This is a genomic window from Sporosarcina sp. P26b, assembly GCF_002743245.1.
Classification (GTDB): Bacteria; Bacillota; Bacilli; order Bacillales_A; family Planococcaceae; genus Sporosarcina; species Sporosarcina ureae_C.
Genome location: NZ_PDYW01000043.1, coordinates 1 through 9,843 on the forward strand (window position 1 = coordinate 1; position 9,843 = coordinate 9,843).

The 9,843-nt window shown below is 40.5% G+C and carries 8 protein-coding genes; 3 read left to right on the top strand and 5 right to left on the bottom strand.

What is annotated here, in order from left to right:
- The first annotated feature begins 162 nt into the window (after positions 1-162).
- Positions 163-456 carry a toxin-antitoxin system TumE family protein gene (locus CSV69_RS17445; RefSeq protein ID WP_369823966.1) on the top strand — a complete coding sequence of 98 codons (294 nt, stop codon included), beginning with the start codon at positions 163-165 and terminating at the stop codon, positions 454-456.
- A 212-nt stretch (positions 457-668) separates the two neighbouring features.
- Here the strand turns inward: CSV69_RS17445 and CSV69_RS16025 are convergent, their stop codons facing one another.
- From CSV69_RS16025 to CSV69_RS16045, 5 genes are all read right to left on the bottom strand, one after another.
- Positions 669-2,729, bottom strand: coding sequence for a transglycosylase domain-containing protein (locus tag CSV69_RS16025; RefSeq protein ID WP_099693955.1), 2,061 nt, complete (start codon positions 2,727-2,729; stop codon positions 669-671).
- 240 nt (positions 2,730-2,969) lie between these two features.
- Positions 2,970-4,469, bottom strand: a complete 1,500-nt coding sequence (locus CSV69_RS16030) for an S-layer homology domain-containing protein (protein WP_099693956.1) — start codon at positions 4,467-4,469, stop codon at positions 2,970-2,972.
- A gap of 174 nt (positions 4,470-4,643) precedes the next feature.
- Positions 4,644-6,428, bottom strand: coding sequence for a choline/carnitine O-acyltransferase (locus tag CSV69_RS16035; protein WP_099693957.1), 1,785 nt, complete (start codon positions 6,426-6,428; stop codon positions 4,644-4,646).
- Positions 6,429-6,668: 240 nt separating this feature from the next.
- Positions 6,669-7,187: a hypothetical protein gene (locus tag CSV69_RS16040; RefSeq protein WP_099693958.1), complete on the bottom strand. Its 519-nt coding sequence runs from the start codon at positions 7,185-7,187 to the stop codon at positions 6,669-6,671.
- A 121-nt stretch (positions 7,188-7,308) separates the two neighbouring features.
- Positions 7,309-8,742 carry a YfcC family protein gene (locus CSV69_RS16045; RefSeq protein WP_099693959.1) on the bottom strand — a complete coding sequence of 478 codons (1,434 nt, stop codon included), beginning with the start codon at positions 8,740-8,742 and terminating at the stop codon, positions 7,309-7,311.
- 299 nt (positions 8,743-9,041) lie between these two features.
- Here CSV69_RS16045 and CSV69_RS16050 point away from each other — a divergent pair, with 299 nt between their 5' ends.
- Entirely contained in the window at positions 9,042-9,461 is a 420-nt protein-coding gene (locus CSV69_RS16050) for an organic hydroperoxide resistance protein (RefSeq protein ID WP_099625833.1), read from the top strand.
- 14 nt (positions 9,462-9,475) lie between these two features.
- A partial coding sequence (locus CSV69_RS16055) for a glutathione peroxidase (RefSeq protein WP_099693960.1) occupies positions 9,476-9,843 on the top strand: 368 nt, incomplete at its 3' end.

The window sequence follows — 9,843 nt, forward strand, 5'->3', positions numbered from 1 at the left end:
CCTTGGTCGAAGACCTTACCAAAGAATTGTTATATCCAGTCAAAGAAATAGAAAATGCCCCGAAGAATCTTTAATCGATTCTTTGGGGCATTTTCTTTTATATGAAACAACGTGTTCATTTTTTGACGCTTACCTTGTCAAGAGATAATAAAAGATGGATTTATTGAGTACTACCACTATGATTTTTATTCCCCTACTGGTTCGATTGTTATAAAATTTCACTCTGAGCCACATGAGGAAAGTAAAGAACATCAAACAAGTACCGAACCTTTTCATTTACACGTCAAAAGGGATGAACAAGACCAAAAAGCTTCCATAAGGTTACCCAACGGCAGAATTAGAGAACTATGGACTATAATAGAAACAATTCTAATGAGTAAACATTTGAAATACGCTCATGTAAGCTCCCCTACTATTAAATCAAAAGGCAGAAAAGGGCGATTGAAAGGAAGGTAAAGTACGCTGTGTAAAAAACAATTACGTTTGTTTAAACATTCACATTTTTTAAAGGAGCCTGGTCCTTATACAACTCTAGTACAACTCAAAGTTTTTTTCGACTTGTGTTGGGAGGTACCATCTTTAAAGCGGACTCTATCCATGAATTAAAGGTGCCTGTGTGAGAAATATTCATGAATGCTTCTCACACAGGCACCTTATGTCCTTTACCTTCACTCATCTTTACCTGTAAACCACTTCCGCCCCCACTCTTCAATCCCTTTCCAAAACTCTTTCTTCTTCTGATCCTTCTCTATTTTCTTCTCTTTCTTTTCCCTTTCTTCCTTCGTCTTTTTCTTCTGCTTCTTCAGTTCTTTGATTTCTTCATCAATTAACGACAAATCAAATTCCTTTGCTGTTAATTCACTTGCGGATTTTGAAACAACTTGTGCGAAAATGGGTGGTGCAGTAAAGCTGCTGGTAGATGTTAAATAATGGTCGGCGTCTGTTTTATCATATCCAAGCCATACCGCACCGGCAATGTCCGGAGTATAGCCAACGAACCAATGATCTTTTGAACCGTCCACTCCTTCAATCGGGAGCTGTGTGGTGCCCGTCTTTCCCGCCACGTCCACACCGGAAACTTGTGCTTTTTTGGCAGTGCCTTCATTTACAGCCCCTTGCAGCATATAGGTCATTTGCTGGGCAACTTCCGCATCTGTCACTTGTACAGACTCACCCTGCCACTTCCCAAGCACTTTTCCTTCCGAATCTTTAATTTCGGTGATCGCATGCGCTTCCTCCATCACTCCGTCATTCGCAAACGCAGAAAACGCTTGAGCCATCCGCAAAGGAGACGTACCTTTGTCCATTCCTCCGAGCGCTAATCCAAGCGTACGGTCATTTTTTTCTAATGGAATCCCAAATAGTTCAACCGCATGAACTCCATTTTTGATACCGATCTCATCCAACAACCAAACAGGAGGGATATTATACGATTGCGCGAGTGCATCGTACATCGTCACTTCTCCTCTATATTGTTGATCAAAGTTTTTCGGAGAGTATCCATCCATATCAATCGGTTCATCCACAAGCAAATCTGACATATGATAGCCTTGCTCAAGTGCCGGAGTATAGACGGCAAGCGGCTTCAACGCAGATCCAGGCTGCCGTATGAGGTCAGTCGCATTATTGAAGCGTCCCTGCGTATATTCTCCTCTTCCACCGACTAACGCTAGGATTCCACCTGTTTTAGGGTTCAAGAAAACAGAGGCACTCTGCAAAAGCTGATCTGGCGTGCTCTTAGGAAAATATCTATCATCCGCATATACGTCTTCTAGCGCATTTTGGACCGTCGAATTGATTTCTGACGTAATATGCAACCCGCCGGACAGCACTTCATTTCTCGTCAAATCGTACATAGTGACCGCCTCGTTCACTACACGGTCGATATAATACGGATAGTTCACTTTATAATCTGGAACTGTCGATTCAGCCAATGCCAGTTTCTGCCCAACCGCTTCATCGTATTCTTGCTGACTGCTATACTGTTCACTCAGCATCAACGACAACACGAGATTGCGCCGTTTCACCGACTTTTCTATATCTTTCGTAGGCGCTAAATGCGACGGTGCTTTAATGATGCCCGCAATTGTCGCAGATTCACTTAACGTCAATTCGCTAACATCCTTACCGAAATAGGTCTGCGCTGCTCGTTGAACGCCCCATGCCCCGTCACCGAAATAGATTTGGTTAAGGTAACGTTCCATGATTTCCTCTTTCGAATACACTCGTTCAATCTTTTTTGCGAGGATCAGTTCTTTGAATTTACGCGAATACGTACGCTCCTGCGTCAAAAATACATTTTTCGCAAGCTGCTGCGTAATCGTACTGCCCCCTGCCACGATTTTACCTTTGAACGCGTTCTCGACTAAGGCGCGTCCCATCCTGAAATAATTAATGCCGTGATGTTTGTAGAATCGTTGATCTTCCACAGATACGACGGCTTCGATCAACGTATTCGGAATTTGGTCGATCGATACACCTTCAATATTCGAATTTGAAACCTTACTGATCACTTCACCGTCCGGATCGTAAATCACTGTCGATCTGGGTGCAGGTTCTTCGAGTTTACTTACGTCACTGAATGTGATGAAGATATTCAGTACGAGTAGTACGCTAAGAACAGCAAGCAGTGCACTGATCCATACGAAACGGATGATCTTGTTCTTCAGGCTTCTTTTCTTTTTAGGTGCTTTTTTATGTTGTAATGCCTTATACTCGGATCTTTTCATATAGGTTTCACCTGCTTTATGCTGCGAATTTTTATTGGTTCAGTACAGCATAAGTATTGACGATGCCGGTGTTTGAAGGTTGCGGACTTTGTCTGTTGGGGGATTTTGGTACACATGTATGTAAAAAAAGATACTACTCAGAAGTTAAGCTTCTGGGTAATATCTTAATACAAGTACCTGTGCATGAAACTTTCATGATGGTTTACACATTCACGTTTGTTTCGCGCACGGGCACCTTATTCAATAATTTAGTTCATAAATTTGTGAAGCAGAAACATGTATCAAACCATTCAGATCACGGACCTTTATTTCCATGCCAGTGATCGTACCTGATACCCCATCGCCCACTTCACCCGTGAAATAAACGGGATTTTCAAACTTTACTTCAACTGTACCGACCTTCTTAGCTGTCACATGAAATACATTCGTGTGGGGATCTCTTTTAATTGTTGCAATATTTTCTGCATTTTTCGTAACGATAGTGTGCTTCCCAATATTCCGTGCTGCTTCTTTATCATAATACCCATTCTTTTCAAACAGCTCTTCAACATTGAATGTATAAGATGGACGCTCTCTCAACACATCCATGTCGTAATGAAAATAAGCGTGCTCGGGCTCTTTCATGTGAATCGCATAGCGGATTTCTTCACCGCTTGCCAATTGAGCAACGGCATAATAGCTGCCCGGCTGGCGAATCGTTATACAAGTCTTTTGATCCTCTTTGCACATATGAAGAGATGCGTCACCATCTAGCAAATCATTGGTTGCTGAATACAGTTTGACTTTCTTGATTTTCTCAGCTTTAGACAATTCCAACGGAGCCTCTGTCGGCAAGTAATCATCTGTTTGCTCAATCGATAGTTTCAGTCCGTCATCTGTTTTTTTAACATGCACATAATATTTCCGGTAGATCTCCTCCTCTTCATTCATTGGTGAGTCTCCGTTATATCCGCTGACATTCAGTGTCGCAGTTCCTTCTTTCAGTGCAATAAGTTGCAGTCTGCCTGGTCCATACGTTGTGTCGCGAGTGACAATCGACTCGTACACGTCCTGATCCTCTTTCCAAATCACTGAATACATTCCGTCCATCCCAAGCTCTTCTGGTTTAAATGAAACCATCGCAGGTTTTCCATCTTCTGTTGCTTTCATCATCTTAGCTGCCTGCCCTCTAGTGATCGGATTTTTCGGGCTGTAGGTGTTCGGTGTAGTACCTGTCGTGATGCCAAGCTTGTAAAGAATCAGAATATTTTTCTCGTGAGACGGATTTTTTGAATCAATGAATGGATTGTCCATCTGTTGATAATCATAACGCGGTAAGTCGAATGCTTTTACTAAAATCGAAGCCATCTGCTCGCGTGTAATGGGATCATTGGGGCCGTAACTACCGTCTGGATAGCCTCCAATAATATTCGCTTGTGCCAATGCCGCTATAGCCTTGTAGTAGCCATTAGCTGTCTTGACGTCCTTAAAACCAGGGTCTTTGACGGTCTCCGTATCCATTTTCAACAGCTTCGCAATAATTGCAGCTGCCTGTCCCCGTGTGATCGAGTTACTTGGCTTGAACGTACCGTCGGGGTAACCTCCGATAATAGCACGCGCTGCAAAATCATTTACAGCCTCCGCAAAGTGCTTGGTATCCGGTACATCCGAAAATCGTTGCTCACTTGCGGCTGTTCCGGATAATGGTAAGCTGCACGCAAGTACAAGTGCACCAAACATGATAGATAATTTCTTTTTCATTTGTTCTCTCCCTTTCCCTTGTCCGCCGAATTTTTCTTCATCTTCATCGAAGTACCCTACAGACGCAGAAATCTTGGAATAGTTTCAAACATTCTTTAAAGAAAAATGCAATACAAAACTCCGTTAGTTTATATAAACCAACGGAGTTTTGTAGAGTTATTAGCAATGGAGTATTTAAAGAATACGGTCCACAATCTGTCGTAATTCTAAAAATGCATCTCGCAAATGATTTGTTAACTTCTGCGCATGATGTGCTTCATCCGCACTGGAGGAGATATTAATAGAAATCGATTGATCTAACAAAATATAAGCGAGTCCAAAACCACCTTCAACGACTGGTCCGAATATCCGATACTTTACATTGTCATACGCCATACCACTTGTCGAAATAAAATCATGACGCATTGTCAAATAACCAGTGTCGCTAAAGAGTGCAGGTCTATCCGTCATACCGAGGTCTTCCCCGTGCAACGTATACATTTGCTCCAGACCGTACATATGCCTTTCAACACCGAATCCTTTACGGCACCTGATGATTCGATCTGTATGGGCCGCGCTCGCCTTTTGCATCAAGTCATACAACACTTCATGACTCTCTTCACCATTTTCTAGCGCTTTCACCAAGTCGATCTTTTCCATACTGGTCGCTCTTGCACATTCTGTTCTTCCCTCATAAAATGCACGAACTGAAACGGGTTCATAAACGCTTCTAAATACGCCAAACGTTCTGTACTGTGCAATTTGTAAGGCCATATGAAAAAACGCGTCCGGACTAATATTCATGGTTTTGATTTCATCTGAACCAAAGCTGTTGAAGATTGTCGTTTTAATAGAGAACTCTTTTTTGATTCTTGCATTCTCTTTTTCAAATTTCATTAATGACTTCTCTATCTCCGCAGATAATTCCCATTGTTGTTTTTCCATTAGAGTAGGTTCAGTCGTATATATTTTTTCAGGCTCATCACTTTCCAGACCTTCATTTACATAGCTGATGACAGCAAATATCGTCGTACCATCAACCGAAGAATGCTCGATGCTATAACCCAATTCACCTTTATTAGTGAGGATCACTTGGATGGTTTTATCAAAGTATTTATTCGTTCCATTTAACATTAAATTCTCAATCGCTTCTTCGGAAGTACTACTTTCTTCATCCATAGATAGGACAATGAGCGAATCCGCTATCGCTTGTAGATGATTCGCATTCACTTTAGATACAGTGAGTTGATCATATATCTTCGCAGCTTCGTCTCTTTTCGCAGTTGTAAAAATCCCTACGTTAGCGCCTTCACTTTGCTCTTCTTGAAAAGTTCGCTCAATAGCATGTGCGATTTCACTGCTTTGATACATTTCACCTTCACTATTTGTTACGTTCACTTTATACACATTTCTTTTATATAAAATAATGACATGGTTATTTCTTTTCTCAAATGCCGCTAGTCTAAATTCATCTCTTTCTACTCTCGGTATGCGAATGGACTTGAAAAACTTTTTATATTGACTCATATCTTGGGGCACACCATTTTTTACGACGGGCGCTACTTCGCCATCAATGATTAAATGATATAATTCCGTAACTAAACGGCTTACCCTTCCCGCAAGTTCCGCACGCGTATATCGATTTTCATGGTTTTTATTATCCAATAAAATATTGAAATGCATGCCCGTTGGCAAAGGATCACGGAATGTTAAATACATATCATCCCATAAAGGCTTTAGCCAACTCCCTTCCATTTCAGCATCCAATTTGCATAATTTTTTTTGAAGTTTTTCTGCATCTCCATCTACTTTGAAGAAATTGTTCACAACCTCAGTAGTTTCTGCAAGTTGTTTATCGTTTAAAAATGGTTCAACCCATTCAAGAAGTCTCTCTCTTGTACTCGTTAATGGCGGTATTGGTAAAGACGGTAATTCATTTTTGTAAGCAAATGTCTTGTTTATAATAATTATCCCCTTCATGATTCATTTCTAAGCGATTATCATTTTTAACGTTAAAAAGAAGATCGGGTGTCCAATCTTCTTTTCGAACAATTTATTTATTGTTGTTTTTGCATTCAATAAAATCGTTAGACCGAAATCAAATTTCATTCACGATATGCATTGATAGTAATTGTAACTAGTGGATTTGTCAAAATCAAACAGTATTACATGGAGTAAAAGGATCTCACACAGGTATCTTATTTTAAAAAGAACGTCTATTTACATTTTTGAATAGACGTCCTTCATTTTATTTTCGAATTCCATATACTTCGTTTCATACCCTTCAAGATGTTCGCCGCCTGTCCCAAACTTCTCAATTAGTTCTGCTGCTGCCGTCTTTAGTTCTTCGAAGTCTTCAGTCATGCCAAGTTCTTCAATTTCTTCGTGGAAATATCCGATATACGTGATTGTCGATTCTGCAAGAAATTGTTCAGCATGCGCAAATTTCTCTCGATAGTCAGATCCCTCCTTCATGTGATTTACGGAGCTTTCAACGAAACTTTTCACGCTTGAATATTCCGAGAAGAAAGCTTCTTCAAGGTCATCGGTTTCTTCATTGAATTCGTTGACCATTGGTGGACGTTCCATTACTTCGCCTTTTGACTCATTGTCTTGTGCCGGCTCAACTTGTTGCACGGGCGCATCGACTTGCTTCGTTTCTTCGTCATCCGTTCCACAACTCGCTAACAATAGCCCAAGAATAACAAACGATCCCAATGCACTATTCATCTTTTTCAATTCAAACTCCCCTTCCCTTTTTACTTTATCCTAACATATTATTGGAAATTAAAAACACCTGCGCACGAAACTCTCATGAATGGTTAAACATTCATGTTTGTTTCTTACACAGGTATTTTATTTAAGAATAGTTAATAAATTGCGCAATGAATAGGAATGCAATAGCTAGCCCATACCAGATTAAGAGAAGCGGCCAAATGAATTTCACCCATTTGCTCCACTGGATTCCCACAATTGCTAAAGCTGCCATAAAGTATCCGGATGTCGGATAGAAAATGTTCGAGAAACCATCTCCAAATAAGAATGCAAGTACTGCGGTTTGCCTAGATACGCCAGACAAGTCTGCAAGCCCAGACATAATAGGCATAGTAACCATCGCTTGTCCACTTCCCGATGGAATCAGGAAGTTCAGTAAACCTTGGACGACTAACATGATCGTAGCAGTCACACTACTTGGCATTGCCGCTACTAGATTCCCAGCTGCATACGTAATAGTATCCATAATATTTCCGTCATTTAGCACAACGGCGACTCCACGTGCTACGCCAACGATTAACGCCCCTAAGAGGATATTTTTAAATCCTTCAATAAAGGATTCCGAAATCTGAGATACTCCGAGACCTCCAACAAGACCCACAATAATTCCGGTCATTATATATAAACCAGATAGTTCCCGGAAATACCAGCCGTGTTCGAACAAGCCCCAAAGTAACACACCAAACGCAATCAACACCACAACAGAAGCAAGTTTTTGCCTAGTTGTTGCTTTTTGCTGATCCGTGTCCAGCATTGCTGCATTCTGCGTTAAATCAGACGCATCATATGTAATACTTAACTCGGGATGACTCCGCACCTTTTTAGCGTATCGAACGACGAATACTATTCCAACTAAGAGTATAGTAGCCAGAATAATAATTCGGTAACCCATTCCAGAGTATAACGGAAGTTGAGATACCGTCTGGGAAACACCTAAGTTTGCAGGAGATGTGAGTGCAACAGTAAATCCAGAGATCGTAGCCACAAGCACTGTTCCTGCTGCTGTAACTTTATCAAAACCGAGTTTCAGCATGAGGGGTAAAATAGCAGGCAAGTAGATTAAGGATAATTCAACTTGACCCGTAAACGTAGTAATAATTGCAAAAGGGATCATCAATATCGGAATCACCCATAGTCCTCTATTTGAAAACATATTTGCTAATTTCCCAACACCGATACTAATAATTCCAGTTCGTTCAATGACTGCGAACATACCGCCGATCATTAGAACACCAAAAATAATTTCTGCTGTCTCAATCAACCCAGTGGGAACCGCAAACATAAAATCAAATAGTCCAACCGGTGTACTTTCAACCAATTTAAACGTATTGGGATCAATAACCTCCCTACCGTCTTCCATCGTCACACGTTCGTATTCACCTGCAGGCACGATATAACTGGCTAGAGAAGCCAAGATTATAATCATAAACAGGATAACGAAAATATGAGGCAGCGAAAATTTCTTCTTTTCACTTTTCACTTCATTTTCTTTCACTAAACGTACCTCCTCTTTCACCATTCACACGACCCCCTACACTTGTATGGAGTCAGGAACTTTGATGTGTTTTTCTTGTTGAATAACTCTTTTCCATTCGTTCATAGTAAACAGGACTTTCAGGAAATAAAGTATTCTATCAATTTTGGCAATTGAATACATTCTATACTATATATTATTTTCATATTAATCAAGGCTTCCTTTGTAAGGATACATGAGCCGATACTTTTTATTTTTCATTCAGAAACAAAATCATTGCTTTTGTAAATTAAATCGTATAAGATTAAATCGTACACAACATAAAAAGAAAAGAGGAATTTTACATGAAACCACTATACGAAACGACGATTATTAACACAGGCGGACGCGATGGCTCTGTTTATTCACCAGATAATATTTTCAATTTAGATGTAGCAAAGCCTGTAGCACTTGGCGGTGTTGTGTCTGGCGCATCAAATCCTGAACAATTGTTTGCGGCTGGATATAGCGCATGTTTCAACAGTGCACTTGAAATTCAGTTAGACAAAGGAAAAGTAGAGTATGCTAGTAGTGAAGTCATCGCAACGGTAGCACTTTATCCGGATAAAACGGACGGCGGCGTGAAGCTAGGCGCTAAACTTGAAGTAACAATCGAAGGTGTAGATCAAGCAACTGCAGAAGAATATGCAAAGAAAGCACATAATTACTGCCCGTATTCTAAAGCACTCAACGGGAATGTCGAAGTGGAAATCACAGTGAAATAAAAGGAGGAATTTACTTGGTATCGGTATACGATTTTGAAGTTAAAAAAACGAATGGCGAGATCTTGTCTTTGAAAGAGTATGAAGGAAAGCCTTTAGTTATCGTCAACACAGCTAGTAAATGCGGCTTTGCTCCACAGTTCGGTGGTTTACAATCGCTATATGAACAATATAAAGACGATGGCCTGATGGTAGTCGGTTTTCCTTGCGATCAATTCAATGACCAGGAATTTGATAATATTGATCAAACAACTGAATTCTGCCAACTGAACTATGGTGTTTCATTCCCAATGATGGCAAAAGTGAACGTAAACGGCGATGAAGCAGACCCGTTATTCGATTACCTGACAACAGAGAAAAGCGGACTGCTCTCGAAGAAAATCAA

Bases quoted from the DNA above. Each gene is read 5' to 3' on its own strand.
- CSV69_RS16025 (WP_099693955.1), bottom strand. From the start codon at position 2,729: ATGAAAAGATCCGAGTATAAGGCATTACAACATAAAAAAGCACCTAAA.
- CSV69_RS16030 (WP_099693956.1), bottom strand. From the start codon at position 4,469: ATGAAAAAGAAATTATCTATCATGTTTGGTGCACTTGTACTTGCGTGC.
- CSV69_RS16035 (WP_099693957.1), bottom strand. From the start codon at position 6,428: ATGAAGGGGATAATTATTATAAACAAGACATTTGCTTACAAAAATGAA.
- CSV69_RS16045 (WP_099693959.1), bottom strand. From the start codon at position 8,742: ATGGTGAAAGAGGAGGTACGTTTAGTGAAAGAAAATGAAGTGAAAAGT.
- CSV69_RS16050 (WP_099625833.1), top strand. From the start codon at position 9,042: ATGAAACCACTATACGAAACGACGATTATTAACACAGGCGGACGCGAT.